Source organism: Streptomyces neyagawaensis, assembly GCF_023516595.1.
In the GTDB taxonomy this organism is placed as follows: Bacteria; Actinomycetota; Actinomycetes; order Streptomycetales; family Streptomycetaceae; genus Streptomyces; species Streptomyces neyagawaensis.
This window is the reverse complement of sequence record NZ_JAMGBG010000029.1, coordinates 197,276-221,166: the sequence shown is the minus strand read 5'-3', so window position 1 is coordinate 221,166 and position 23,891 is coordinate 197,276. Positions and strand designations below refer to the sequence as shown.

Below are 23,891 nucleotides of genomic sequence, written 5' to 3'. Positions count from 1 at the left end.
CGGAACATGACGCATTTTCCGTCCCCTGCCGAGGAGTTGCGCCTCCTCGACACCGAGTTGCGGCAGCTCGACGCCCGCCGCGCCGTTCTGCTGACCCGCCGTGCCTGGCTGGTCAACGCGCTGTACGCCCAGGCCGCCGTGCCGTCCCACCCGTCCACGCGTCCGCCGGCCCGGGGCCCCGAGGCGACGGCGCCCGGTGTCCAGAATGTGCTGCTGGTCCTCGGCGGTGTCCTGCTGACCGTCGCGGCGATCGCGTTCACTCTGGTCAGCTGGGGGCACCTGGGGATCGCCGGCCGTTCGCTGGTCCTCGGCGGGGTGACTCTCGCCGCCCTCGCCACGCCCGTGGCGCTCCTGCGGCGGGGGCTGCGCGCCACCGCGGAGGCGGTGGCCGGCCTCGGCATGGCCCTGACGGTGCTCGACGCGTACGCCCTGCACGAGGTGGCCCTCCCGGGGACGGGCGGCACGGGGTTCGCGGCAGCCGCCTCGGCGGTGCTGGCGGCGACCTGGGCGGCGTACGGCCTGGCCATGGGCGCCGTGGCCCCGCCGGTCGTCGACGGCTCACGGGACCGTTCGACCGCCGGTGACGCGGAGGACCGTCCCTCGGCGGGCGCGGGGGCGGGCGCTGTGCGTGTCGCTCTCCGTCTGCCGTTGCCCTTCGCCCTGGTCGCCGCGCAACTGCCGCTGTTGCTCTGGGTGTCGGCGCTGGGCGCGGGTGTGGAGACGGTCACGGCCGTGGTGCTGGTGACGGCCGCGGCGGACAGCGCGGTCGCGCTCCGGGCGCGGATGACGCCCGTCCGGATCGTCGCCCTGGTGGGCGCGTTCGGCTGGGGCGCCTGGGGTGTTCTGGCGGCCGGGTGGCTCTCGTGGGCCGCCGCGGGCCCGGGCGCCGCCGCCCGTGCGGCGGCGCTCCTCGCCCTCGCCGCCGCGACCGCCCTGGCCGTCGCCCGGTTCGCGCCGAAGCCGGGCCTGGCCCTCGGTACCGCCCTGACCGGCGGTCTGCTGATGGTCGCGGCGCTCGGCGGAGTCCTGCGGTCCGTGCTGCCGGACGTGTGGACGGTCCCCGGCTACCTGCTGTGCGGGGTCACCCTGATGGCGGTCGTCCGGACCGGTGTGCCCGATCCCGTACGGCGAGGTCTCGTCCTGTCCTCCGCGGTGGTCCAGGCCATCACCGCCGTGACCGCCCTTCCGGCGGTCGTCGTCACCTTGCTCGGCCCGGCCGGCTGGGTCGAGTGGATCTGGTCCGGCGCTCCCGACGACGCCCGTGCCGTGGTGACGGTGGGCGCCCCGTGGCCGCCGCTCACCGCGACGGTCCCCCTCGTCCTGGCCGTGCTCGCCGGGGTGCTGGCCCTGGCCGGGCGTACGACCGCGTGGCGCACCCCCGCGCTGGTGGGCGCGCTCGTGCTGGGCTGGGCGACGGGCCTGGTGTTCCCGGCGGTGCTGGAACTCCCGTACCTGGCGGGGCTGGTGGTCCAGGGAGCGGTAGCGGTGGCGGCTCTGGTGGTGGCGGCCCGTGTACGGCCCGCGGCCGGCAAGTGCCTCCAGGACCCGGTGGCGCTCACGGCCGCGCTGCTGGCCCTCGTCACGTCGGTCGCCCTGGCCCTGGCAGCGCTCGCGACGGAGTCCGCGACGCTCACGGTGCTCGCCGCCTCGACCGTCCTGTTCGCCCTGGCCGCCTGGCGCACGGACCTCGGTCCGCTCACCGCGCCCGCCGCGCTCGTCCATGGCACCGCGCTGGCCTGCGCGATCGGCGCGTCGGCCGGCTGGGCGCCGCAGCACACGGCCCTGCTGGTCCTGGCGGTACCGGCCACCGCCGCGCTGCTCGCGGCGCGCCTCGGCGCCTCCCCCATGACCGTCCCGGTCGAGGCGACCGGCGCCGCGGCGGGCCTCCTGGCCGTCGCCCTCTCCGCCACCGACGCGCCCATGCTGGCCCTGACCCTCGCGCTCTGCGGAGTCATCACGGCGGGGACCGCGGTACGCCCGGAGCGACGCGACGTCGGCTACGCGGCCGCCGTGCTCCTGGTGCTGGCCAGTTGGGTGCGGCTGGCGGCCTGGGAGGTCGCATCCCCGGAGGCCTACACGCTCCCGGTGACCGTCCCGGCGCTGGCCGTCGGCCTCCTCCGGCGCCGTCGTGACCCGGCGGCCTCGTCCTGGACGGCGTACGGGCCGGGCCTCGCGGCCACCCTCCTGCCGAGCCTCGCGGCGGCCTGGGGCGACGCGCACTGGCTGCGCCCCCTGCTGCTCGGCACGGCGGCGCTGGCCCTCACCTTCGTCGGAGCCCGCCACCGCCTCCAGGCCCCGCTCCTGCTCGGCGGTGTCACCCTCGCGCTGGTGACCCTGCACGAACTGGCCCCGTACATCGCCCAGGTGGTCGACGCCCTCCCCCGCTGGGCGCCTCCGGCCCTGGCCGGCCTGGTCCTGCTGGCGGCGGGCGCCACCTACGAGCAGCGCCTGCGCGACGCGCGCCGCGTACGGGACGTCCTGGGCAGGATGACCTGACGTTCCCGAGTTCCCCGCGCCTCCCCAGGTGGCGCGGGGGAACTGCGCGCCCGGCCACAGCGGACCCGCAATTCCCCACCCCCGTGACGCCCCCGGTTCCCTCGGCGGAGCGTTACGGCATCTTGTCGCCGACGAGCGCCAGGTTCTGAATGGCCGCCAGCCCGTACAGCGCGGTCGCGTTGGTGGACACCCACGCGGCCTCGCTGCCGGGGACGAGCCCCGTCGGCCCCTCGACCTTCTTCGTGGACCAGTCGGTGGACTCCTTGTAGTCCCAGGTGTCGGCGCTGTTGTAGAACTGCCGCCACGCGCGGGCCGCGAGCTTGTCGTCGCCCAACTGCACGGCCGCGTAGGCGTCCTGCCGTGAGTGCCCCTGGAAGAGGAGCAGCGTCCCGAAGTTCGAGCCGTAGCGGGCGGCCTGCTCGGCCTTCGTGGCGTTGAAGTAGCGGCAGTAGTCCAGCCATGCCTCCTTGAACTTCGGCATGTCGATCTGGTCGATGAGTTCGGCGCACATCTCGACCAGGCCGAACATCGCCGACAGGTGCGAGACCCCGACGACCGGCTTCTCCGCGACCGCGAACTTCCCGGTGTCCAGGTCGTACAGTCCGGTGCCCTGGACGAAGCCGTTGGGCTGGGCGGCGATGGTCTCCATGGTCGACAGCACGCGCGCCCTGGCCTTCTCCCACTTCGGCCCGCGCCGCTCCCACTCGGTCAGCCACGCGGAGACCAGGCCCGACCAGTCCGTGCCGAAGCCGATCGACAGGGCGTTGCGGTCGGGCGTGTACGGCTCGGTGCGGATCTTGCGGATGGGGTCGAGGACGAGGAACGTCTCGTCGGAGTCGACGTTGGCGTGCATGAGGTCGCCGACGCGTTCGTCGGCGGTGAGGAAGTAGTAGTAGCGGCGGTAGGTGGTGTTGGCGATGCGCTGCTGCTTGGCGCTGTCGGCGTAGTGCTGGACGCCGTGGCGGGTGCCGAGGCCGGCCCACTTGCCGAGGTGGTAGACGTCGACCTCGCCGGTGTGGCGGGTCATGGCCTCCGCGAAGCGGAAGATGTCGGCGCGGCCGGAGCGCATGTACGCGAACCACAGCCACAGGTCGGGCGAGAGCTCGGAGTTGTCCCAGGCGTAGCCGCCTACGTCGTAGCACCACTGGTGGCGGCTCGGGTCGTAGCTGTGCATGATGTCGCCGTAGTCCCAGAAGCCGTACCAACGGCGCATCTCCACCTGGTCCTTGTAGTAGGTGAAGAGGAAGTCGAGGTGGTCCTCGATCTTCGCCTTGGCCGCGGTGGAGCGGTCCGGCCGGGAGAACAGCTTGCCGAAGACACCGGCCTTGATGAGCTGCTGGGGCGGCGCGGCGAGCTGCGGGGGTGTGCGGACCGCCTCGACCTGCCGGGCCATGGCGTCGGCGGCGGGCGTCGACTCATGGGCCCAGAAGAGGAGTTCGCTGGTGCGGGCGATGCCGTAGGGGGTGCCGAAGCCGGGCTCGTAGTCCTCGTAGGTGATGTTGAGGCCCTCGAGCTGCTCGGGGTAGGTGTCCTGGCCCATGCCGTCGTGGTAGAAGCGCAGGTCCATGGGTTGTGCCTCGGGAGACCACAGCCACATGGTGACCTCGGCCTCGTCGGTGTGGGCGTCCCGGATGTCGAGCTGCGCGGGGAACTTCTCCCAGAAGTCCCTGAGGCCGACGGCGAATCCGCCGCTCGCCCCGCCGACGTACCCGAAGCCGCCGGCGCGCCGGCCGCCGCCCGCCGGGATCCAGCCGTGACCCTTCTTCGTCCGCTTGCGGACCGAGAAGCCGTCGGCGGAGAGCTGGGAGAGGGTGTAGTCGCCCCATTCGGGGATGTACTGCAGGCGGGTGGTGACCCGCTGGTCCCAGGTCGACGGGTCCGGCAGCTTCCTGCCCTCGAACTGGGCGGTGCGCACCGCGGAGCCGGGGTCCCGGCGCAGTCCGGTGACGCCCTTGACGGCCTCACGGAGCAGACCGGTGCCCTCGCCGCCGATACGGATGTGCCGGTCGTACGAGGCGTCGCGCATCGGGACCTTGAAGCGGACGCCGATACCGCGGATGAAGTCGCCGCTCGCCTTCCCGGGCTCCTGGGTGCCGTCGAAGGTGACGGTGTGGATCATGCGGAACGATTCGGCGCCCGCGTAGAAGTAGAGGCGGATCGAGAAGGGGAGCCAGCTGCGGCCGCCCTTGCGGTGCTTGCCGTCGATGCGGACCACGGCTCGGACGGGGCCCTCCTGCTCGACCTCGACCTCGTCGATGGCGCTCTCGAAGCGCTCGTACTTGACCGTGCCGTGGTCGCCGTCCTCGATCTCGGGCTGGCGCAGAAGGACGAGGCGGCCGGTGCGGGCGACCTCGGTGGAGCCGCGCAGCACCGACTTGACGAGGGTGGAGCCGCTCTTGCCGATCCTGGCGGTGATGACGCCGGTCGACACGTCGATGGTGCCGCCGCGCTTGTCGATAGTGACCCTCTTCGCCGGGGCGGCGGGGGTGCCCGCGGTCAGGGTGAGCTTTCCGGAGCCGGCGCCCGCGCCGACCGCGTGGGCGGTCCACTTCAGGGAGCCGTCGGGCCAGTAGCCGATGGGCCAGGACTGGACGGGGATCTCCTTGCCGTCCTCGTCCTTCAAGGAGAACGACTGTTCCTTCTCGTACGCGCCCTTCGGCCAGGGCACGCCCACGGTGGAGCCGGGCGCGGCGCCCAGGCAGCCGTCCTCCAGCCAGTCCAGGGTGACCGGGTCCGCCTCTGCGGCCTCGGCTCTCGGTGCCGCCTGGGCGGCCGTACTCCCTGGCGCCCAGCTGAACTGCGCGGCGGCTCCGGCGACGGCGGCCGCCTTGAGCAGGGACCTGCGGTCGATGGGGGACATGGCCTTTCCTTTCCGTACGGGAAGTCTTGCGTGCGGGGTGGTCAGGGGCATGACAGAGAGAGGTGCGGCGCCCGGAGCGCCGACCTTGTGCGAGGCACCGCGGTCGGTCAGCGGCGGCGCCGGTACCTCTCCTCCACGGCGAGGGCCGCCGCGGCGACGGCCCCGAGGACCGGCACCGCCAGCGGGGCGGTGAACCAGGCGGAGCAGACGACCACGGCCAGTCCGCCGACGACGAGGAAGGACCCGGCGGGGTCGAGCACCGTCCGTCGCCCGGCCGCCCCGAGCAGCGCTCGCCAGGAGGCGCCGGGCTCCCAGACCGCCGCCGCGCGCAGCACAGCGACGGCGGCGCCGATCAGCGCGAGGACGCCGACGGCGCCGACCAGCGGCCCGCCCGGGATCCCGGCGCGTACGGCCCGGATGTCGACCCACACCGCCGCGAGTGCGGCCCAGCCGGCGAGCCCGACGAGCCACCCGCCGCGCAGCGCCGCCCGGAAGTCCGCCATGAACTCGCGCAGTCCGCCGCCCACATGGGCGGTACGGCGGCGCAGGTGCCGGGACCCGGCGGCGAACGCGGCGGGGTACGTCACGAGCGGCAGCGCGGCCACCGCGATCCACACCCCGGTGAGCAGACACTCGGCGAACAGCGCGAACCGTTCGGCGAGCGGGGACTCCCCTCGGGGCTTGGCGGCCTTCGCGCGGGCCCGGTCCATGATCGGTTCACCTCAGCCCTTCAGGCCGGACGTGGCCATGCCGTCGATCAGATAGCGCTGGAAGGCGAGGAAGAAGGCGAGCACCGGCAGCAGGGCCACCAGCGACATCGCGATCATGCCGCCGTAGTTGGCCACGGCGTCCTGGTCCACGAACATCTTCAGACCGAGCGAGACGGTGTACTTCTCCGGGTCGTTCAGATAGATCAGCGGGCCCATGAAGTCGTTCCAGGCGTTGATGAAGGTGAAGATCGCACTGGTGATGAGCGCGGGCCGGGACAGCGGCAGCACGATCGACCAGTAGATCCGGAAGTGCCCGCACCCGTCGAGCCGGGCCGCCTCGTCGAGCTCCCTGGGCAGGTTCCGCATGAACTGCACCATCAGGAAGACGAAGAACGCCTCCGTGGCCAGGTACTTCGGCAGCAGCAGCGGGGTGTTGGTGTTGATCATGTCCATGTTGCGGAACAGCACGTACTGCGGGATGAGCAGTACGTGGTACGGCAGCAGGAGCGTGCCGATCATCAGCGTGAACAGCAGGTTCCGGCCCACGAACTTGATCTTCGCGAAGGCGTACGCGGTCAGCGAGCAGGACACCAGGATCCCGATCACCGAGCCCACGGCGAGCGTGAGCGAGTTCAGGAAGAACGTGGAAATGGGGATGTCGGCGATGCCCTCGGAGAGCCGTGTGTAGTTGGACATGATCGGGTCGCTCGGGAACAGATCCAGGCTGCCGACGATGTCGTCGCTCTTCTTGAACGAGCCTCCCACCACCCAGATCACCGGGTAGAGGATCACCGCGAGGATCAGCAGGGAGCCGATGTGCCAGGCGAGGGAGCCTGGCAGCTTGCGCCGGAGGGCGCCGCCCTTCGCCGTCGACGCCGGGGTGATCTCGCTGGCCTGTGCACTCATCAGGCGCCCTCCTCGTAGTGCACCCAGCGCTTCTGGGACCAGAACAGCACCGCCGTCACCAGGGCGACCGCGACCAGCAGCACCCAGGCCATGGCGGAGGCCAGGCCCATGCGGCTGTTCTCGAAGCCCTGGACGTACAGATAACAGGTATAGACCATCGAACCGTCGGCCGGACCGCAGGCGTTGCCGCCGGCACCGCCGCCGACGATGTACGCCGAGCTGAAGATCTGGAAGGAGTGGATCGTCTCCAGCAGGACGTTGAAGAACAGGACCGGGGAGATCATCGGGAGGGTGATGTTCCAGAACCGCCGGAAGGTCCCCGCCCCGTCGACCTCGGCCGCCTCGTACAGCTCGCGCGGGACCTGCTTGAGACCGGCGAGGAAGATCACCATCGGGGCGCCGAACTGCCAGACGGTGAGCGCCACGAGGCTGTAGATGATCAGGTCCGGGTCACCGGTCCAGCCGCCGACGTCGATCCCGAACAGCTTCTGCGTACGGTCCACGACGGCGTCGTCCGAGAAGATCGCCTTCCACACGATCGCGATGGAGACGCTGGCGCCGATCAGCGACGGCGCGTAGAAGGCGGCCCGGTAGAAGGCCTGGCCGCGCCGCTTCTGGGCGAGCAGCAGCGCCACCGAGAGAGCGGCGATCAGCTTGATCGGCGTGCCGACGGCGACGTACCAGAGCGTCACCTTCACCGAGTTCTGCCAGCGCGGATCGGCGAACATCTCGGAGAAGTTGTCGAGGCCGATCCACCGGGGCGGGTCGAACAGGTTGTAGTCGGTGAAGGCGAAGTAGAGCGAGGCGATCATCGGGCCCGCTGTCAGCAGCAGGAACCCGGCGATCCACGGGGACATGAAGAGATAGCCGGCCAGGGTCTCCCGGCGACCCCGCCGCTTGAGTGCGGCGGGGCGGGGGGACTTGGCCGGACGGTGCCGCGGCTCGGAGTCCCGGGTCAGGTCCTCCATCGCAGGGGCGTGTGTCACGGCGGTTCCCATCAGCTGCCGAGAGCCGTCTTCGACTCGGTGAAGAACTGCTTGACGGCGTCGTCGACCGACCGCTTGCCCAGGGCGAGCTCCTCGGCGATGCGCATGAAACCGGCCTCGCAGATGTCCGCGCCGTTCGGGTGCGGGGTGATGGGCTCCAGGACGCCGGCCGTGACGAGGGACTCCTCGTACTCGGCGATGGCCTTGTTGACCGGGTCGGTCGGCTTGAACGCGTCGTACTGGGCCTGTGTCGCGGGAACACCGCGGTCGTAACCCATGATCTTGGCGACCTCGGGCTCGTGCACCATGAAGTTGATGAACTGCGCGACTTCCTTGGGGTGCTGGGTGCGCTTGGACGCGCTGAGCATGAGGGAGCCGAGGTACTGGCCGGTCTTCTTGCCGTCGGTGGTCGGGATGGGGGCCAGGCCGTACTCGCTCTTGCCCTCGGAGGTGTAGCGGACGGTGAAGTTGTCCCAGGTGAACTCACCGGCGGCGAGTTCCGCGGCGACCGCCGACTTGGGCTTGGTCTGGGCGACCTTCTTGGGGTCGGCGTAGATGCCCTGCTTGACGCCCTTCTCCGCCTTCGTCCACCACTCCTTGAGGTCCGCCTCGGTGAAGCCGAGGCCGTCCTCGGTGAAGAACGCCTTGCCGTTCTGACGCAGGTAGAGGTCGTAGAGGTACATGACGCCGTACATGCCGCTGTCGCCGGCCCGTCCCGACTTGTCGCGGATCTTCTTCATCGCCGCGTCGAAGTCGTCCCAGGTCCAGCCCTGTTCCGGCTTCACCCCGGACTTGGTGTACACGGGCTTGTCGATCACCAGGGCCATCGAGTTGGAACCGACCGGGACACCGAGCAGCTTTCCGTCGACCTCGCCGAACTTCTCCAGCCCCGCCCGGAAGCCGTCCAGGGAGAGATTGCCCGCCTCGACCTGTGCGTTGAGATCGAGCAGCACATTCTTCGCATCATATTTCCGCAGAAATCCGATGGCATTCTGGAAGACGTCCGGCGGATTTCCACCGGAGGCCTGGGTGTTGAACTTCTTCCAGAAGTCCGGATACACCTGGAAGTCGGTCTTCACCTTGATCTTCGGGTACTTCTTCTCGAAAAGAGCGATGGTCTTCTTGATGCGCTCCGCCCGATCCTCAGCACCCCACCAGGCGTAACGGATCGTCACCGTCCCGTCCCCCGACCCGCTGCCGCCGCCACAGGCCGTGGCCGTCGCCCCGAGCCCCGCGACGGCCAGTGAGGCTCCGGCCGCCTTGAGGACAGTCCGCCTCTCAACATTCTTGTCCTGGTGCATGATTGGGCCTCCCCGCGACGCTGCGTTCGCCTCATGAATCGTTTCAAGTAAGCGCTTGCTGGCACAAGGTACGGAGCGCCCCAGGAGACGTCAATGATTCGGACAGGAATTGATGGAAAGCGGAGGGAGCGCTGGGCGGGGCGGCGGGGCGGCTGCGGTGACCGGTCGTCAAGTAAACGTGCAGGTGGCCGAGTTGTGGCCGACCCATCGAACGCGAGACGGGCCGTCGGCCGACGCCGCAGAGAGGCCGAAAGGAGTCAGGCGCCGCCATGCCGGGAGAGAGGCTCGGCCCCCGCCGACTGCGCGATCTGACTCTGGGTGAGGGCGGTTGGGGTGGACTGCGGCGAGGGGAGCGAGAGGCCCGGAGGGGCTGGAAATGGCCAAGTACCGGGGGCGGGAGGGGGCTGGGGTGGAGCGGGTGAGGGCGGCTGGGGTTGGGGGTGCCGCACTGTTGGTCGGCGGGGGGCGGGGCGGGTTGAGGGGGCCGGTGGTGGGCGATGGATGCGCCGGCTGCGAGGGCGTACGAGGGTAGCGGGAGGGTGGGGTGGGAGGTGGCTGTGGGTTGTCCGGCCAGGCACTGAGCAGGGGTTTCATGGGGGTGGGGTGGCAGGCTTCGGGCGCCCATCGGGGGTGGGTGCGCGTCTGTCGCGGGACGCTTGAGGTCGGCGCACGGAGGTCGGTGGGGTGAGGCCCGGGAAGGTGAGGGTCGGCGCCCCTGGACTCCTGGGCATGGTCGCCGGTCCCGGGCTCCTGGGCTCCCCGCCGCCGGCCCTCAGCCTCCGGTGCCTGGCCAGCGGCTCGGTCCCCTGCCCCTGCCCCTGCCCCTGCCCCTGCCCCTGCCCCTGATGGAACCCCTGCCCCACCGGAACCCACCAGCGCGCGCCGCCAGGCCGTCGCGTACGCGCGCTGTCCGTATACGCGAAACGACCTGGTCCACGGAGTTCGTGGACCAGGTCGTTTCGGCTGGTGGGCGATACTGGGTTCGAACCAGTGACCTCTTCGGTGTGAACGAAGCGCTCTCCCACTGAGCTAATCGCCCGGGCGCAGGAAGAACATTACCCCATGTCAGGGGGTGCCTCGGACACTGAGCGGATGCCCGGTGGCGGTCCGGCCCGCGCCTACTGGTTCTTGATGTTCCAGGGCATCTCGAAGCCGAACTTCCAGAGATAGACCCCCATGAGGACGGCCACGATCACCAGGCCGATCGTCGTCAGGATGAGGTTCCGGCGCCGGACCCGGGGGTCGAGCGCGCGCTGGGTCGCCTCGGTGACCTTCCGCTTGGTCCAGCGGAGCACCAGCTGGGCCCACACGAACTCGGTCGCCCAGATCGCCATGCCGCCGAAGATCACGACCCAGCCGGGGCCCGGGAGGGGAAGCATGATCACGCCGGCCACGACCACCGCGAGCCCGATGACGAAGACGGCCACCTGCCAGCTCAGGTGCAGCATCCGGCGCGCCTTGACGAATTCCGGCGCACGGGATCCGAGCGGCGCTTCCTTCTTCGCCACATCGGCCTCGCTGTTCGCTACGTCCGTCTCTCTGTTCGTTCCGTCGGCCGCCACCGCGACCTCCCCCGTTCCGTCACTCCCCGTGTCCATACGGCCAAACCCTACCGGAGAGAAACCAGTCACCGGAATGGTCGTACCGGACGAAGTCGGGCTCGGCCGGATGAGCTACCAAAAGCGACGCAAAACTCCCAGAGGGGTTTACAACGGCACCGTAGGTGGCATGTCGATTTCGCCGACGTGCGAATCCCCGAGCGCACACTGAGCGAAAGGCCTTGGCGCTTATGAACACCACGGTCAGCTGCGAGCTGCACCTGCGCCTCGTTGTGTCGAGCGAGTCCTCACTGCCTGTTCCCGCGGGACTGCGGTATGACACGGCCGATCCCTACGCCGTGCACGCCACCTTCCACACCGGAGCCGAGGAAACGGTCGAATGGGTGTTCGCCCGCGACCTCCTCGCCGAGGGCCTCCACCGGCCCACCGGCACCGGCGACGTCCGTGTCTGGCCGTCGCGCAGTCACGGTCAGGGCGTCGTCTGCATCGCCCTGAGCTCTCCGGAGGGCGAGGCACTGCTCGAAGCCCCGGCGCGGGCTCTGGAGTCCTTCCTGAAGCGCACAGACGCCGCCGTGCCACCCGGCACGGAACATCGGCACTTCGACCTCGATCAGGAGCTCTCGCACATCCTGGCGGAGAGCTAGACCGAGACCCCACAGAGCCGCCCGGCGCCGTCCACTCGGGGAGACGGCTCGGGCCAGGACAACCGCATACGGCTCAGGCCGACCGATCGACGCCGTCGCAGCGGGTCCCCGCGCGGCGGCGTCCGTATGCGCCGGGTGACGGAGCGCGGTCGGTCCGACCGCCGAGCGGACCCTTTCCGATCACTTCGGCCCCGGCACCCCCTCTGACCACACACCCCGCGGTTTCCCGGGCTCTGGGTCGGTCCGTCCGGTCCGTCCGGTGCGGGGAGCCGTTACCATCGGCCAGCATCGGCGGGCGGCTGCCCGACCCTCGCAGGCCAGGGAGCGAAACGTGTTGATCACCCACGACACCCGGTGTGCCCTCGACACCGTGGTGGATCTGGTGAACACCGCACCGGAGAACGACACGGCGACGGACGGGCTCACGGATGTCGCGTCGCTCGACGCCTTCGTACAGGAGCACGACATCAGCGATGTCGGCACGCTGTCGGAGTTCGATCTCGCCGCCGTGCGCAAGGTACGCGGCAGGTTCGCCGAGGTCTTCTCGGCGCCGGACCCCGGCTCGGCCGCCTCGGTCATCAACGACCTCGTCGCCGCGGCGGGCACCACGCCCCGGCTCACGAACCACGACGGCTACGACTGGCATGTGCACTACTTCGCGCCCGGCGCGTCCGTCGCCGACCATCTCGCGGCCGACTGCGGCATGGCTCTCGCCTTCTTCGTCGTCGCGGGGGAACAGGAGCGGCTTCGCCGCTGCGAGGCCCCGGATTGCCGGCGCGCCTTCGTCGATCTCTCCCGCAACCGCTCGCGCCGCTACTGCGACAGCCGTACCTGCGGTAACCGCCTGCATGTGGCCGCGTACCGGGCGCGCCGCAAGGAAGCCGCGGGATGACGGGACGCCCGGAGGGCTGCTCGTAGCAGTGCAGGGCCGTGGCAGTGCCGGGCCGGGGCAAGTCAGGTGGCGGGTGGTGCTGGGGGGTGACGGAGCCCTCGACGGGTGACGTCAGGGGCTCCGTTTACGGCTCAGAGCATCAGCAGGTCGTGCAGTGACGCCATGAGCAGCAGGCAGCCGATCACCGCAAGGAAGATCATCAGCGGCGGCTGGGAAAGCGCGAAGAGACAACCTCGCCGCTCCTCGGGCGGGGCGGTGGTGTCGCTCTGTTCTGTTGTATCCAGCATCTCGCGGCGATGATGACGCAGCGGAGACCCTCCGCGCGATCAACCGACCCCGATTGACGGAGAGTTCGCCAATATCCACAACCTCCAGAGCGATCGTGATCACTTCGGCGCCGCCGGTCGACCTACTGTGTCGTTTCAGTCCGTTCGGTGCGGTACCGGTGAAGGGCGGCCGATACGGGACGTGTGGTCAGATGCCGTGCTTCTTCAGGATCGCCTCGATGTCGCTGAAGTCGTCCGCGGCGGACGCGCCGGGGCTCGTCGGCCGGGATCCGGTGGTGGGGCGGCCCGCCGGGCGGGCGCTACCACCCAAGGAGGGTCCCGAGGCGGCCGGGGCTATCGCCTCCGTGCGGGACGCCTTGGCCGCCTTGCGGTCCTTGCCGGTGTCGCCCCGGCGCCGCTCCACGGCGCGAGTGGTCATGAAGAGGAACCAGGCGGCGCCCAGCACCCCGAAGCCTGCCCATGCGGTCGGGCTGAACGCGGTGTCCGCCGCCCACTCGACGACTCCGGTCATCACAAGGCCGATGGGCACGAGCGCGTAGGCGGCGATGCGCGTGGCCCTGAGGAACCGCTTCCGGTACGCCGTGATCGCGGCGAGGCCCAGGCCGGCCGCTGAGACGGCGGCGCAAACTGTCTCGGCAATCATCGGGGCCTCCAAGGCGCAGCGCGGTCGGGCGGGTCGATCCGTCCCTTCCATCCTGCACCGCCCCGCGCCCGATATGCCATGGTCCGGGGAGACCTCAGGGAGATCTCCGGGTCGTCTCGGGGTCGCCACCGACGAGGGCGGCCCGACCGGGCCGGGCGGGCCGGTGCGCAGTGGGTGGCGCGGCCGGCATGAGGACGGCCGATTGGGCCGGTGCGGTCCCGGGCTGGAAGACTGATCGCATGAGCGACTCCTCCCCCGTGCCGTCGGCCGTCGTCCTGGACGTCTGGTGCGAACTCCAGTGCCCCGACTGCCGCCAGGCCCTCGACGACATCCGGGCGCTGCGGGCCCGCTACGGCGACCGACTCGACATCCGGCTGCGGCACTTCCCGCTGGAGAAGCACAAGCACGCCTTCGCCGCCGCGCAGGCCGCCGAGGAGGCCGCGGAGCAGGGACAGGCGTGGCCGTACGTCGAGGCCGTACTGGGCCGGGTGGAGCAGCTGGACCGTGCCGGTGAGCCGTTCCTGGTGGAGGCCGCCCGGGAACTGGGCCTGGACGCCGAGGAGTTCGACACCGCGCTGATCGACGGCCGGCACATCCTGATCGTGGACGCCGACCAGGCCGAGGGCAAGGCGATCGGCGTGACCGGCACCCCGACGTACGTCATCGGCGGCGAGCGCCTCGACGGCGGCAAGAGCCAGGAAGGGCTGCGCGAGCGCATCGAGGAGATCGCCGACCGCCTGCTGGCCGAGGGGGCCTGACACCCCGGCACCACCCTCACGCGCGGCACGGACCACGAACGCCACGTCCGACCCGGCGAACGCCACGTCCATCCCCACGGGCGCCACGTCCATCCCCACGGGCTCCACGTCCGGCCCGACGGGCGCCACCTCTGCCGCCCCGGCGTGGGCCGACGTCGGGAAGGTCGTCCGCGCGAAAGCCCGGTGTCGCGCGCTTGCGTGAGGCCCCGCGCACGGAACCCGGCAGAGAGCCGGTCCAGGGCCGTCCGACGCGCCCCCGGTGGAGGGCACCCCCTGCCGTCGGCCACGCGCCCGCAGCCTCCTCAGAGCAGCGGCTTGGACAAGTGGTGGGTGGTCGTCTCGTAGCCGAGGGACTCGTAGAGGCATTCGGCGCGGACGTTCCCGGCGAAGACGTTGAGCATGAGGACGTTGCGGCCGGCCGCCATCGCCTGGGCCTCTGCCAGCAGCATGAGGGAACGGCCGTGCCCCCTGCCCCGGTGCGCGGCGTCCGCCTCCACGTCGTAGACCCAGGCGGCGTCGGCGGTCAGCCACACCCACAGGGTGCCGACCCTGGTGCCCTCGTGCTCCAGCACGCTGCACACGTTGTTCGGGGAGGCCGGTCCGTGGGGCAGGCACTGTGCGTAGCTCTCGGGGGCCCGCGCGTACGCCTCCTCCTCGGGCACCCCGTGGGCGACCAGGTCCTGGGCGTAGCCGTCGAGCCCGGCCTCCTTCCAGGGGCCGAACTCGTCCTCGGTCATGGGGCGGCCGCGGCTGCCCTCCGGCAGTTCGGGCGGCGCGCCGTCGAGGGGCTTGCGCATGTGGCGGTTGCGCAGGACGTAGCCGAGGGTCTCGGCGAGCCGCAGGGCGGGCTCCGCGCCGGCCGGGACGGACACCTCGATCCGTCGGCACCCCCAGCCGCGGGCGACTTCCTCGGCGGCCAGCGCGGCCACCGTGGCCCGGCCGCGCCGACGGTCCGGTTCGTCGATCCGCAGGTCCAGGATCCGGGCGGCCGAGGAGCTGGGCTCCGGGCGGGTGCCGAGGTGTATGGCGCCGACGGGACGGCTGTTCACGCACACCTGGTAGCGGCGCGAACGGGACCCGTCGGCTGCGTACTGAAGCGGCTCGATGGGCCGCAGGGTGGTGGTCATCACGGGTGTTCTACCCGCCTCACCGCCCCATGTCTGCCGAATATCGCCGGGTCTACGGATCGAGGTCGTTCCCCGACCGCTCGTCGAAGATCCGCATGGCCTTGGCGGTGACCGGACCGGGCGCGCCGGGCAGTTCGCGGCCGTCGACACGGTGCACGGCCTGCACGTCGCGCAGGCTCGACGTCAGGAAGATCTCGTCGGCGCTCTGAAGGACGTCCAGCGGCAGGTCCGTCTCGCGGACGCCGGTCCATTCGACGACGAGCGCGCGGGTGATGCCCGCGAGACAGCCGGAGGCGACCGGCGGGGTGTGGATCTCGCCGTCGAGGACGACGAAGACGTTGGAGCCCGTGCCCTCGCAGAGCCGCCCGACGGTGTTGGCGAACAGGGCCTCGCTCGCGCCCTGTTCGTGGGCGCGGGCGAGCGCGACGACGTTCTCCGCGTACGAGGTGGTCTTCAGGCCGGTGAGGGCGCCGCGCTCGTTGCGGGTCCACGGGACGGTGATCACTGCGGTGGAGTCGGCGCGCCGGGAGGTCTCGCCGAGGGCGACGACGAGGGTGGGGCCGTGGTCGCCGCGGTCGGAGCCGAGCGGGGAGACACCTCCGGTGTACGTGACGCGCAGCCGGCCGAGCGGCATCGGGTTGGCGTCGAGGACGGCGGAGCAGGCGCGGCGCACCTCGTCGTGGTCGGGCTCGGGGAGCCCGAGGCCGCGCGCCGAGCGCGTGAGCCGGTCGAGATGGCGGGTGAGCGCGAACGGCCGCCCGTCGACCGTCTTGACGGTCTCGAAGATGCCGTCGCCCACGGTCAGCCCGTGGTCGAGGACGGAGACACGTGCGGAGTCGATGTCCTGCAGTCCGCCGTCGAGCCAGATCTTCACGTAAGGGTCCTCCCACTCGCCTCGTACGTTCCCGACGCTACCGCGAGCAGCCGGGCGGCCTTCAGCTCGGTCTCCCGCCACTCCGCCTCGGGGTCCGACCCCCAGGTGATGCCGGCGCCGGTGCCGAACCGCAGCTCGCCCGACGGCCGGTCGATCCAGAAGGTGCGGATGCCGACGGCGAGCTCCGCGGTGCCCCGGTCGGCGTCGACCCAGCCGATGCCCCCGCAGTACGGGCCGCGGGGCGCCGTCTCCAGGGCGTCGATGATCCGCAGGGCGCTGGACTTCGGGGCGCCGGTGACCGAGCCGGGCGGGAAGGCCGCGGCGAGCAGCTCCGGCCAGCCGGCGTCCGCGTCGAGTTCGCCCCGCACGGTCGAGACGAGGTGGACGAGCCCCGGGTGCTTCTCCACGACACACAGGTCCGGGACGGTCACGGAACCGGTGGCGCAGACCCGCCCGATGTCGTTGCGGACGAGGTCGACGATCATCACGTTCTCGGCGTAGTCCTTCTCCAGGAGGTCCGCCTCGGTCCGTCCGGTCCCCTTGATCGGGCCGGACTCGACGCTCCGGCCGTCGACCCGCAGGAACAGCTCGGGCGAAGCGGTGGCTATCTCCACACCGTGACCAGGCAGGCGAATCGTTCCGGCAAAGGGTGCCGGGTTGCCGCGGGCCAGCAGCGCGGTCAGCGCGTCCACGTCGGCGTCCGGCGCGACGGGCGCGGACAGCACCCGGCAGAGGTTCGCCTGGTAGACCTCGCCCGCGGCTATGTGCTCCCGGATGCGGCGGACGCCCGCCGTGTACGCGGCGCGGTCGAGCGACGACGTCCAGTCGTCGACGGCCGGACCGCGCCACTGCCCCGGCACCGGCCGCGGGACCGGCTCGTGCCGTACGTCACTGAAGCGCGCGCAGACCACGCCACCCTCGAAATCGGCGCGGACGGCCCAGAAACCGGACGAGTCCAGAGCGGCGGGATCGCTGGTCACATCGGCGAGGCCGGTGGCGACAAGGTTGCCGAAGCGGGCGAGAGGAGGCAGGTCGGACACGCAGTCGAGTCTAGGACGGGCGCCCGCCGGGCGGCCCCGGCCGGGTGGCGGAGAGGACGCACCCCAGCACGCTGCACAAACGCGTTTTTGTGCTGGCCCCGGAATCCGCTAGAGTTCAACTCGTCGCCGGGACGCGAGAGCGAACCGAAACGACAAGCGGACGTAGCTCAGTTGGTAGAGCGCAACCTTGCCAAGGTTGAGGTCGCGAGTTCGAGCCTCGTCGTCCGCTCGAAGGAACAAGGGGATCTTCCCGAACCCCTCACTCCTGGTGGAGTGGCCGAGAGGCGAGGCAACGGCCTGCAAAGCCGTCTACACGGGTTCAAATCCCGTCTCCACCTCCAAGGACGATTAGCTCAGCGGGAGAGCGCTTCCCTGACACGGAAGAGGTCACTGGTTCAATCCCAGTATCGTCCACTGGATCTTCGACAGATCATCGAAGGTCTGACCCGCGCGATTAGCTCAGCGGGAGAGCGCTTCCCTGACACGGAAGAGGTCACTGGTTCAATCCCAGTATCGCGCACGCGGTATCACCGTGATCTTCGGATCACATCCCGAGGACGATTAGCTCAGCGGGAGAGCGCTTCCCTGACACGGAAGAGGTCACTGGTTCAATCCCAGTATCGTCCACACCTCGAAGCCCCCGGCCGTCTCTGCGGCCGGGGGCTTCGGCGTACGTGGGTTCAGCTGGAGAACAGCATGTGACCGAAGCCTCGGTTGTGGTGCCCGCCGTGGTGACCCCCGTGGTGGCCGCCGTGCGGGGCGCCCCAGGCGGGAGCGGAGTGGTGGCCGCCGGCCGGGTACTGCGGGGCGGCGGGGGGCGGCGGAACGGCCGGGCCGCCCCACTGGGACTCCAGACGGGTCAGCGCCTCCAGCTCGCCGTAGTCGAGAAAGATCCCGCGGCAGCCGCTGCACTGCTCGATCTGGACACCGTTGCGGTTGTACGTGTGCATCGGCGCATGGCACTTCGGACACTGCATGTGCATGGTTCGGCTCAACTCCTCGCCGTTGGTGCTGCTTCGCGTTACGCCAGGACAGACACTGCCCGGCGGCGGTCGGTTGCACCCTACTTCGGGAAATCGCTCGCCAACTCCGGCGGGACGGCACTCATTCGGTCACATGCGTCGATAACGGCCCCCTCCACGTCGTCGACGTGGCGGCCGGCCGCCACGGACTTGGCGATGGCCAGCGCGGCCGTCTGCACGGTGAGTGCGCGGGCCGGTACGTCCAGTACCGGCCAGGGGTCGGCGTCGGCGGGGACCGCGGGGCCGTCCGCCCGTTGGTAGGCGGCCAGGAAACGGGCCCAGACGTCGGGCGGGAGGAGACCGCAGGCGTACCAGGCGGCCGGGCGGGCGAGGTCCCAGGCGGCGACGCCGACCCCGAGGTCGTCGACGTCTATCAGGCGCCAGGGGCCGGTGCTCGCCGGGTGGCGGACGAGCTGGCCGAGATGCAGGTCGCCGTGGCAGAGGGTGGTCGGGCCGGGCATGGGAGCCTCGCCTCTCGCCCAGGCGGGGAGCGTGCGCCAGGCGCGGAGGACGGGGGATGCGGCGGGGTGGTCCGGCGCGGTCCTGCTGAGCCGCGCGACGGCTCGGGCCGCCTTCGCGGGACCCCGCATCGGCGGGAGGCCCGGGGGTGCCTGGCGGCGGTGGAGGTGGGCGAGGAGGGTGGCCGCCTCCTCCCAGGGGGCGTCGTCGGGGGTCTCGGGGTCGACCGGGGTGCCGTACGGCCAGAACGTGATCAGGCGGCCGTGGAGGGCGGACGGGCCGGGGCGGAGGGGAGCCAGGAGGAGGTCGGGGTGGGCCGTGGCGACGGTCAGACGGAGCGCGAGGTGGGCGGGGTCCGTGTCGGGGGCGTGGGCCTTGGCGACCGTGTCCGCGTGGCGGACGACCGTGCCGTCCTCCCGTTCCGCGAGAACGCTGTCGGGGTGGGAACAGGGGGCCGCCTGCGGATGGGCCGCGCCCCGCACCGTGGCCCTGAGGGCGGGCAGGACGTCGGTGGTGGTCATGGGCTCCCCCTGCGGAAGGTACGGCACGCTGCCGGTGAGACTACGCAGTCGAGTGCCGGCGGCACGACGGTCCGCCGCGGGGACGGACTGAAGCGCCCGGCTCCATGAGACCCACGGCGGCCGCGACCCCGGCGGGGTCCTCGGGGGCGCGGGTACTCGGGGGCCGTGGGTCCTCGGGGTCCGGGGGCAAGCGGGGTCCGTGGGGGAAAAGACAACGCCCGCGCAGCTCCCCAGCTGCGCGGGCGTCTATTTGCCGTCCGCCGCACCCCCGTCCCCACGGGGTTTCATGGATGGATGTCCCCACCCGGACCGCTCTTCCGGGCCTGGAGTCGCCGCTCAGCGCCCCAGCATCACACCCACGGACGACGCCTGTGTGACCACTGCCTCCCAGCCGCCGAAGGCGTACACGAGCAGGGCCGCCAGGGGGAGGACCATCGCGGTCGCCACCAAGGGGTGGCGGCGGCCCGCCCCGCGCTCGGCGGTGAACACCCTGCGCTCTCGCGTGCGGAGCGCCGTCCGCGGTGCCGTGTGGGCCATGGTCCCTCCTCCTGACCGATCTTGTCTGTGGTGCTTGTCGTGGGCAGCGGCGGGTGCCTGACCTCGGGGGACGAGTGCTGCACCCGCCGCTTGACCTCAAATCTAGGCGCGCGGCGGGCAGGGGTCGTCATGCCCTCGTACCGATTGGCGGGCCTCCCGGAGGATGAGCGATGACCTGCGACGTACTCCCCAGGGTGGAGACGAGGTCCTAGGTCTCGGGGTGTTCCCGGAGGGGACGGCCGGGAGATGCCTGGAGTGTCCCTTCTGTCAGGGGCTCACCACGGGAGGGTGGGAGCGAGCGCCGAAGAGGGTGACTTCGCTCACTTCCCCTGCGCCCGGCCGCTCTGTCGACGCCGTCCGGTGGCCCGGCGCGAAGACGATCACCCGGCCTCCGCATGTCATGTTCCCGACGTCCTTCATCCTCTTCACCCGGCCTCCCACCAGTCCACCAATCCCCTTTGTCCGTCGCGACGTTGAGATCACCCAGGACCCAACACCCGCCCGAACTCTTGTTCCCTGACCGTCTTTCATGTCGCGGGCGGTGGGCCGACAATCGATCGGGTCGCGAGGGCGCGGCCTCTGCGCGCGCCCGGCCGTGGAAACGTAAGCTGTGGCTCGTCAGACGGAACGGGCAGCGGGGATGAACATGGCGATGATGCGCCTGAGGCGCGAGGACCCGCGCGTCGTCGGCTCGTTCAGGATCCACAGACGGCTGGGCGCGGGCGGGATGGGCGTTGTCTACCTGGGCTCCGACCGGCGTGGACAGCGAGTCGCGTTGAAGGTGATCCGGCCGGACCTGGCGGAGGATCAGGAGTTCCGGTCACGGTTCGCGCGCGAGGTGTCGGCCGCACGGCGGATCAGGGGCGGGTGCACGGCCCGGCTGGTCGCCGCCGATCTGGAGGCGGAGCGGCCCTGGTTCGCCACCCAGTACGTACCGGGGCCCTCGTTGCATGACAAGGTCAACGAGGAGGGGCCGCTCTCGGCCGCCGAGGTGGCCGCGGTCGGTGCCGCCCTCTCCGAGGGACTGGTGGCGGTGCACGAGGCCGGTGTCGTCCACCGCGACCTGAAGCCGTCCAACATCCTGCTGTCCCCGAAGGGACCGCGGATCATCGACTTCGGCATCGCGTGGGCGACCGGCGCCTCGACGCTGACCCATGTCGGTACGGCCGTGGGGTCGCCCGGCTTCCTCGCCCCCGAGCAGGTGCGCGGTGCCGCCGTCACCCCGGCCACCGACGTCTTCTCCCTCGGCGCCACGCTCGCCTACGCGGCGACCTCCGACTCCCCCTTCGGGCACGGCAGTTCGGAGGTCATGCTCTACCGGGTCGTGCACGAGGAGCCGCAGCTGCGCGGGGTGCCGGACGCGCTCGCTCCGCTCGTCCGGGCCTGCCTGGCGAAGGACCCGGAGGAGCGGCCGAGCACCCTGCAACTGTCGTTGCGGCTCAAGGAGATCGCCGCCCGTGAGGCACAGGGGCTGTCGGACGTACGGCCGCCCGCGCCGCGCACCGACCCGGACCGGCCCTCGGGGCGGCTCGCCGAGCAGTACGTCGAGCAGCGCGCGCTGCGGCAGCCGCCGGAGACCCGTGCGGCGCAGCCGAGGACGCCGGGGCCCCGCACCGGGGGCGGCTCCCGGACCGGCGGGGATGCACGGACCGGGGGCGGCTCCCGGCCCGGAGGCCGGCCCGCGCCGGGCCGCGGCGCCACCGGCTCCGGGAAGCGGCCCGCGCCCCGCAGCGGCGCCGGCCGTCCGGGTCCCCGTACCAACGGCACCGGGCGCAGGCCCGCCAATCCGCGGCTGCTGCGTCAGCGGCTCGTCGTGTTCGTCGTGGTGACGCTGCTGGCCGCGCTCGGCATCGCCACGGCTCAGGGATGTCAGGGTCCGGCGCGCGGACTCGGCGTGGACGAGGTGCGGCACGAGCGGACGGTCGCGGAGCCGGACGGCGACTGACCGTCGCGCGGGTCCCGGCGGACGGACCGGCCGGGGCCGCGGCCTCGTCGTACAGCGCGGCCCCCGCGTACCGGTCGCAGCCATCCGGCCGCGCCGTCACGCCTGCGGTCGGCCCGTCGCCACCGCGTAGAACGCCACGGCCGCCGCCGCGCCCACATTGAGGGAGTCGACGCCGTGCGCCATGGGGATGCGGACCCACTCGTCGGCGGCCATCAACGCCTTGGTGGAGAGGCCGTCGCCCTCGGCGCCGAGCATCAGGGCGACACGGTCCATCCGGTGCGGGGCCGCCTCGTCGAGGGACTTGGCCTTCTCGTCCGGGGTGAGGGCGAGAAGGGTGAAGCCGGCGTCGCGTACCGCGTCGAGCCCCCTCGGCCAGGCGTCCAGGCGGGCGTACGGCACGGAGAAGACCGCGCCCATGGAGACCTTGACGCTGCGGCGGTAGAGCGGGTCGGCGCAGTCCGGGGAGAGCAGGACCGCGTCCATGCCGAGGGCGGCGGCCGAGCGGAAGATCGCACCGATGTTGGTGTGGTCGTTGACCGACTCCATGATCACGACCCGGCGGGCGGAGCCCAGCAGGTCCACCGCCGTCGGCAGCGGTCTGCGCTGCATGGAGGCGAGGGCGCCACGGTGCACGTGGTAGCCGGTGACCTGCTCGGCGAGCTCCGGGCTGACCGCGTAGACGGGGGCCGGGAGCTCGTCGATGACATCGCGCATGACGTCGACCCACTTGGCGGAGAGCAGCATCGAGCGCATCTCGTACCCGGCGTCCTTGGCCCGGCGGATGACCTTCTCGCCCTCGGCGATGAAAAGGCCCTCGGCGGGCTCGCGTCTGCGGCGCAGTTCGACGTCGGTCAGGCCCGTGTAGTCACGCAGGCGCGGGTCGGCGGGGTCCTCGACGGTGATGAGTTCGGCCACAGGGTGATACTGCCTTGTCCTGGGTGTGGTGCCAACGGCTCGGTACGGGTTGGGTTACCCGCGGTTACTTGCTGGGGTTCGGGCCCACGGTCACGACCTCGCCGATGACGATGACCGCCGGCGGCTTGATCTCCTCGGCGACGACCGTCTCGGCGACCGTCGCGAGGGTGGCGTCGACCCGGCGCTGGGCCGCCGTGGTGCCCTCCTGGACCAGGGCGACGGGCGTGTCGGGGGACTTGCCGTGCGCGATCAGCGTCTCGGCGACCTTGCCGATCGTGCCGACGCCCATGAGGATCACCAGTGTTCCGGTGAGCCTGGCCAGAGCCGGCCAGTCGACCAGGGAACGTTCGTCGTCGGGGGCGATGTGCCCGCTGACCACGGTGAACTCATGGGCCACGCCCCGGTGGGTGACGGGGATGCCGGCGGCGCCCGGGACCGAGATCGAGCTGGAGATGCCGGGCACGACCGTGCAGGGGATGCCCGCCTCGGCCAGCGCCTGGACCTCCTCCATGCCACGGCCGTAGACGAAGGGGTCGCCGCCCTTGAGGCGGACCACCGACCTGCCCTTGCGCGCATGCTCGATCAGGGCGTCGTTGATGGCCTCCTGGGCCATGAACCGTCCGTACGGCAGCTTCGCCGCGTCGATCACCTCGACGCCCTGCGGCAGTTCCGCGAGCAGGTCGCGCGGGCCGAGGTGGTCGGTGATCACCACATCGGCCTCGGCGAGGAGACGGCGGCCCCGCACGGTGATCAGGTCCGGGTCGCCGGGCCCGCCGCCGACCAGGGCCACTCCTGGCGTACGGGTGCGATGGTGCGGGGCGACCAGGGTGCCGTCCCGGAGGCCCTCGACCACGGCGTCGCGGATCGCGGCGGTGTGCCGGGGGTCGCGGCCCTTGGCATCACTGGTGAGGACGGCGACGGTGACGCCCTCGCTGGTCCCGGTGGCCGGGGTCCAGGCGGTGGCCGCGTCGGCGTCGTCGGCGCGGACGCACCACACGCGGTGCCGCTCCGCCTCCGCCGAGGCCAGGGTGTTCGCCTCGGTGTCGCTGGTCGCGATGAGCGCGTACCAGGCGTCGGCGAGGTCGCCCTCCGCGTAGGGCCGCTTCTCCCAGGTCAGTTCCCCGGCGTCGACCATGGCCTCCACCGAGGGGGTGGCCGTCGGCGAGACGAGGAGGATGTCACCGCCTGCGGCGATCAGGGCGGGCAGACGACGCTGGGCCACCTGGCCACCGCCGAGGACGACGACCTTGCGGCCGGTGAGGCGGAGGCCCACGGGGTAGGCGGGATGTTCGGCCATGAGGGTGCGGCTCCTCTGGTGGCGGCGGTGCGGGACGGAGCCCCTGCGGCGTTGGAGCGGCCCCTGACGTGCGATTTTATTGCGCGGGCGAGGGTGCGGCGGGGGCGGGGTG

General features: G+C 71.5%; 21 protein-coding genes and 6 tRNA genes. 10 read left to right on the top strand and 17 right to left on the bottom strand.

The window, feature by feature from the left end; translation table 11 throughout:
- Positions 1-6: 6 nt before the first annotated feature.
- Positions 7-2,496 carry an SCO7613 C-terminal domain-containing membrane protein gene (locus M8J73_RS15920; protein WP_055541069.1) on the top strand — a complete coding sequence of 830 codons (2,490 nt, stop codon included), beginning with the start codon at positions 7-9 and terminating at the stop codon, positions 2,494-2,496.
- A gap of 112 nt (positions 2,497-2,608) precedes the next feature.
- On the opposite strand, the gene M8J73_RS15915 is transcribed toward M8J73_RS15920, so the two are convergent.
- The 7 genes from M8J73_RS15915 to M8J73_RS15885 form a co-directional block, all read right to left on the bottom strand.
- Complete coding sequence (locus M8J73_RS15915; protein ID WP_055541064.1) at positions 2,609-5,356, bottom strand: exo-rhamnogalacturonan lyase family protein; 2,748 nt, start codon at positions 5,354-5,356, stop codon at positions 2,609-2,611.
- 107 nt (positions 5,357-5,463) lie between these two features.
- Positions 5,464-6,066, bottom strand: coding sequence for a hypothetical protein (locus M8J73_RS15910; RefSeq protein ID WP_055541065.1), 603 nt, complete (start codon positions 6,064-6,066; stop codon positions 5,464-5,466).
- A 12-nt stretch (positions 6,067-6,078) separates the two neighbouring features.
- Complete coding sequence (locus tag M8J73_RS15905) at positions 6,079-6,972, bottom strand: carbohydrate ABC transporter permease (RefSeq protein WP_055541066.1); 894 nt, start codon at positions 6,970-6,972, stop codon at positions 6,079-6,081.
- Positions 6,972-7,970, bottom strand: coding sequence for a carbohydrate ABC transporter permease (locus M8J73_RS15900; protein ID WP_055541067.1), 999 nt, complete (start codon positions 7,968-7,970; stop codon positions 6,972-6,974). Before M8J73_RS15900 ends, M8J73_RS15905 begins: the two co-directional genes overlap by 1 nt.
- Positions 7,970-9,259: an ABC transporter substrate-binding protein gene (locus M8J73_RS15895; RefSeq protein ID WP_055541068.1), complete on the bottom strand. Its 1,290-nt coding sequence runs from the start codon at positions 9,257-9,259 to the stop codon at positions 7,970-7,972. Before M8J73_RS15895 ends, M8J73_RS15900 begins: the two co-directional genes overlap by 1 nt.
- A gap of 964 nt (positions 9,260-10,223) precedes the next feature.
- Positions 10,224-10,298 (bottom strand) — tRNA-Val (locus M8J73_RS15890).
- 79 nt (positions 10,299-10,377) lie between these two features.
- Positions 10,378-10,857: a TIGR02611 family protein gene (locus M8J73_RS15885; RefSeq protein ID WP_055541995.1), complete on the bottom strand. Its 480-nt coding sequence runs from the start codon at positions 10,855-10,857 to the stop codon at positions 10,378-10,380.
- A gap of 191 nt (positions 10,858-11,048) precedes the next feature.
- Here M8J73_RS15885 and M8J73_RS15880 point away from each other — a divergent pair, with 191 nt between their 5' ends.
- Entirely contained in the window at positions 11,049-11,462 is a 414-nt protein-coding gene (locus tag M8J73_RS15880) for an SsgA family sporulation/cell division regulator (protein WP_004002642.1), read from the top strand.
- Positions 11,463-11,793: 331 nt separating this feature from the next.
- Positions 11,794-12,354 carry a CGNR zinc finger domain-containing protein gene (locus tag M8J73_RS15875; RefSeq protein WP_055541994.1) on the top strand — a complete coding sequence of 187 codons (561 nt, stop codon included), beginning with the start codon at positions 11,794-11,796 and terminating at the stop codon, positions 12,352-12,354.
- A gap of 131 nt (positions 12,355-12,485) precedes the next feature.
- Here M8J73_RS15875 and M8J73_RS15870 read toward each other — a convergent pair whose 3' ends face one another.
- A complete protein-coding gene (locus M8J73_RS15870) occupies positions 12,486-12,641 on the bottom strand; it encodes a hypothetical protein (RefSeq protein ID WP_167738881.1) in 156 nt (51 codons plus the stop codon).
- 187 nt (positions 12,642-12,828) lie between these two features.
- Complete coding sequence (locus M8J73_RS15865) at positions 12,829-13,284, bottom strand: hypothetical protein (protein WP_055541993.1); 456 nt, start codon at positions 13,282-13,284, stop codon at positions 12,829-12,831.
- Positions 13,285-13,523: 239 nt separating this feature from the next.
- On the opposite strand from M8J73_RS15865, the gene M8J73_RS15860 reads away from it, so the two are divergent.
- On the top strand, positions 13,524-14,042 hold the full coding sequence (locus M8J73_RS15860) for a DsbA family protein (protein ID WP_055541992.1): 519 nt from the start codon (positions 13,524-13,526) through the stop codon (positions 14,040-14,042).
- A 302-nt stretch (positions 14,043-14,344) separates the two neighbouring features.
- On the opposite strand, the gene M8J73_RS15855 is transcribed toward M8J73_RS15860, so the two are convergent.
- The 3 genes from M8J73_RS15855 to M8J73_RS15845 are packed head-to-tail and all read right to left on the bottom strand — an operon-like array spanning position 14,345 to position 17,083.
- Entirely contained in the window at positions 14,345-15,169 is an 825-nt protein-coding gene (locus tag M8J73_RS15855; protein WP_055541991.1) for a GNAT family N-acetyltransferase, read from the bottom strand.
- A 52-nt stretch (positions 15,170-15,221) separates the two neighbouring features.
- Positions 15,222-16,043, bottom strand: coding sequence for an aminotransferase class IV (locus M8J73_RS15850; protein ID WP_055541990.1), 822 nt, complete (start codon positions 16,041-16,043; stop codon positions 15,222-15,224).
- The gene (locus tag M8J73_RS15845) at positions 16,040-17,083 is read right to left on the bottom strand and encodes a chorismate-binding protein (protein WP_055541989.1); all 1,044 of its coding nucleotides are present in this window, start codon (positions 17,081-17,083) and stop codon (positions 16,040-16,042) included. Before M8J73_RS15845 ends, M8J73_RS15850 begins: the two co-directional genes overlap by 4 nt.
- Before the next feature lie 156 nt (positions 17,084-17,239).
- Here M8J73_RS15845 and M8J73_RS15840 point away from each other — a divergent pair.
- The 5 genes from M8J73_RS15840 to M8J73_RS15820 all read left to right on the top strand — a co-directional run bounded on the left by M8J73_RS15840 (position 17,240) and on the right by M8J73_RS15820 (position 17,710).
- A tRNA-Gly gene (locus M8J73_RS15840) sits at positions 17,240-17,312 on the top strand.
- 38 nt (positions 17,313-17,350) lie between these two features.
- Positions 17,351-17,424, top strand: a tRNA-Cys gene (locus M8J73_RS15835).
- A 1-nt stretch (position 17,425) separates the two neighbouring features.
- Positions 17,426-17,497: transfer RNA gene (locus M8J73_RS15830), tRNA-Val, on the top strand.
- 34 nt (positions 17,498-17,531) lie between these two features.
- A tRNA-Val gene (locus M8J73_RS15825) sits at positions 17,532-17,603 on the top strand.
- Positions 17,604-17,638: 35 nt separating this feature from the next.
- A tRNA-Val gene (locus tag M8J73_RS15820) sits at positions 17,639-17,710 on the top strand.
- 53 nt (positions 17,711-17,763) lie between these two features.
- Here the strand turns inward: M8J73_RS15820 and M8J73_RS15815 are convergent.
- The 3 genes from M8J73_RS15815 to M8J73_RS15805 all read right to left on the bottom strand — a co-directional run bounded on the left by M8J73_RS15815 (position 17,764) and on the right by M8J73_RS15805 (position 19,622).
- The gene (locus M8J73_RS15815) at positions 17,764-18,060 is read right to left on the bottom strand and encodes a TFIIB-type zinc ribbon-containing protein (protein WP_099965768.1); all 297 of its coding nucleotides are present in this window, start codon (positions 18,058-18,060) and stop codon (positions 17,764-17,766) included.
- Positions 18,061-18,146: 86 nt separating this feature from the next.
- The gene (locus M8J73_RS15810; protein ID WP_249828740.1) at positions 18,147-19,085 is read right to left on the bottom strand and encodes a phosphotransferase family protein; all 939 of its coding nucleotides are present in this window, start codon (positions 19,083-19,085) and stop codon (positions 18,147-18,149) included.
- Positions 19,086-19,421: 336 nt separating this feature from the next.
- Positions 19,422-19,622, bottom strand: coding sequence for a hypothetical protein (locus M8J73_RS15805; RefSeq protein WP_055716924.1), 201 nt, complete (start codon positions 19,620-19,622; stop codon positions 19,422-19,424).
- Between the two features lie 640 nt (positions 19,623-20,262).
- Between M8J73_RS15805 and M8J73_RS15800 the strand changes: the two genes are divergently transcribed.
- Positions 20,263-21,567 carry a serine/threonine-protein kinase gene (locus M8J73_RS15800; RefSeq protein WP_055540877.1) on the top strand — a complete coding sequence of 435 codons (1,305 nt, stop codon included), beginning with the start codon at positions 20,263-20,265 and terminating at the stop codon, positions 21,565-21,567.
- Between the two features lie 96 nt (positions 21,568-21,663).
- Here the strand turns inward: M8J73_RS15800 and M8J73_RS15795 are convergent, their stop codons facing one another.
- Together M8J73_RS15795 and cobA are read right to left on the bottom strand one after the other, a co-directional pair.
- Positions 21,664-22,482, bottom strand: a complete 819-nt coding sequence (locus tag M8J73_RS15795; protein ID WP_055540878.1) for a TrmH family RNA methyltransferase — start codon at positions 22,480-22,482, stop codon at positions 21,664-21,666.
- Between the two features lie 64 nt (positions 22,483-22,546).
- The gene (gene cobA / locus M8J73_RS15790; protein WP_055540879.1) at positions 22,547-23,779 is read right to left on the bottom strand and encodes a uroporphyrinogen-III C-methyltransferase; all 1,233 of its coding nucleotides are present in this window, start codon (positions 23,777-23,779) and stop codon (positions 22,547-22,549) included.
- Between the last annotated feature and the right edge of the window lie 112 nt (positions 23,780-23,891).

Coding starts and splice junctions, on each gene's coding strand:
- M8J73_RS15920 (WP_055541069.1), top strand. CDS start 7: ATGACGCATTTTCCGTCCCCTGCCGAGGAGTTGCGCCTCCTCGACACC.
- M8J73_RS15915 (WP_055541064.1), bottom strand. CDS start 5,356: ATGTCCCCCATCGACCGCAGGTCCCTGCTCAAGGCGGCCGCCGTCGCC.
- M8J73_RS15910 (WP_055541065.1), bottom strand. CDS start 6,066: ATGGACCGGGCCCGCGCGAAGGCCGCCAAGCCCCGAGGGGAGTCCCCG.
- M8J73_RS15905 (WP_055541066.1), bottom strand. CDS start 6,972: ATGAGTGCACAGGCCAGCGAGATCACCCCGGCGTCGACGGCGAAGGGC.
- M8J73_RS15900 (WP_055541067.1), bottom strand. CDS start 7,970: ATGGGAACCGCCGTGACACACGCCCCTGCGATGGAGGACCTGACCCGG.
- M8J73_RS15895 (WP_055541068.1), bottom strand. CDS start 9,259: ATGCACCAGGACAAGAATGTTGAGAGGCGGACTGTCCTCAAGGCGGCC.
- M8J73_RS15885 (WP_055541995.1), bottom strand. CDS start 10,857: ATGGACACGGGGAGTGACGGAACGGGGGAGGTCGCGGTGGCGGCCGAC.
- M8J73_RS15880 (WP_004002642.1), top strand. CDS start 11,049: ATGAACACCACGGTCAGCTGCGAGCTGCACCTGCGCCTCGTTGTGTCG.
- M8J73_RS15870 (WP_167738881.1), bottom strand. CDS start 12,641: ATGCTGGATACAACAGAACAGAGCGACACCACCGCCCCGCCCGAGGAG.
- M8J73_RS15865 (WP_055541993.1), bottom strand. CDS start 13,284: ATGATTGCCGAGACAGTTTGCGCCGCCGTCTCAGCGGCCGGCCTGGGC.
- M8J73_RS15860 (WP_055541992.1), top strand. CDS start 13,524: ATGAGCGACTCCTCCCCCGTGCCGTCGGCCGTCGTCCTGGACGTCTGG.
- M8J73_RS15855 (WP_055541991.1), bottom strand. CDS start 15,169: ATGACCACCACCCTGCGGCCCATCGAGCCGCTTCAGTACGCAGCCGAC.
- M8J73_RS15815 (WP_099965768.1), bottom strand. CDS start 18,060: ATGCAGTGTCCGAAGTGCCATGCGCCGATGCACACGTACAACCGCAAC.
- M8J73_RS15810 (WP_249828740.1), bottom strand. CDS start 19,085: ATGACCACCACCGACGTCCTGCCCGCCCTCAGGGCCACGGTGCGGGGC.
- M8J73_RS15805 (WP_055716924.1), bottom strand. CDS start 19,622: ATGGCCCACACGGCACCGCGGACGGCGCTCCGCACGCGAGAGCGCAGG.
- M8J73_RS15800 (WP_055540877.1), top strand. CDS start 20,263: ATGAACATGGCGATGATGCGCCTGAGGCGCGAGGACCCGCGCGTCGTC.
- cobA (WP_055540879.1), bottom strand. CDS start 23,779: ATGGCCGAACATCCCGCCTACCCCGTGGGCCTCCGCCTCACCGGCCGC.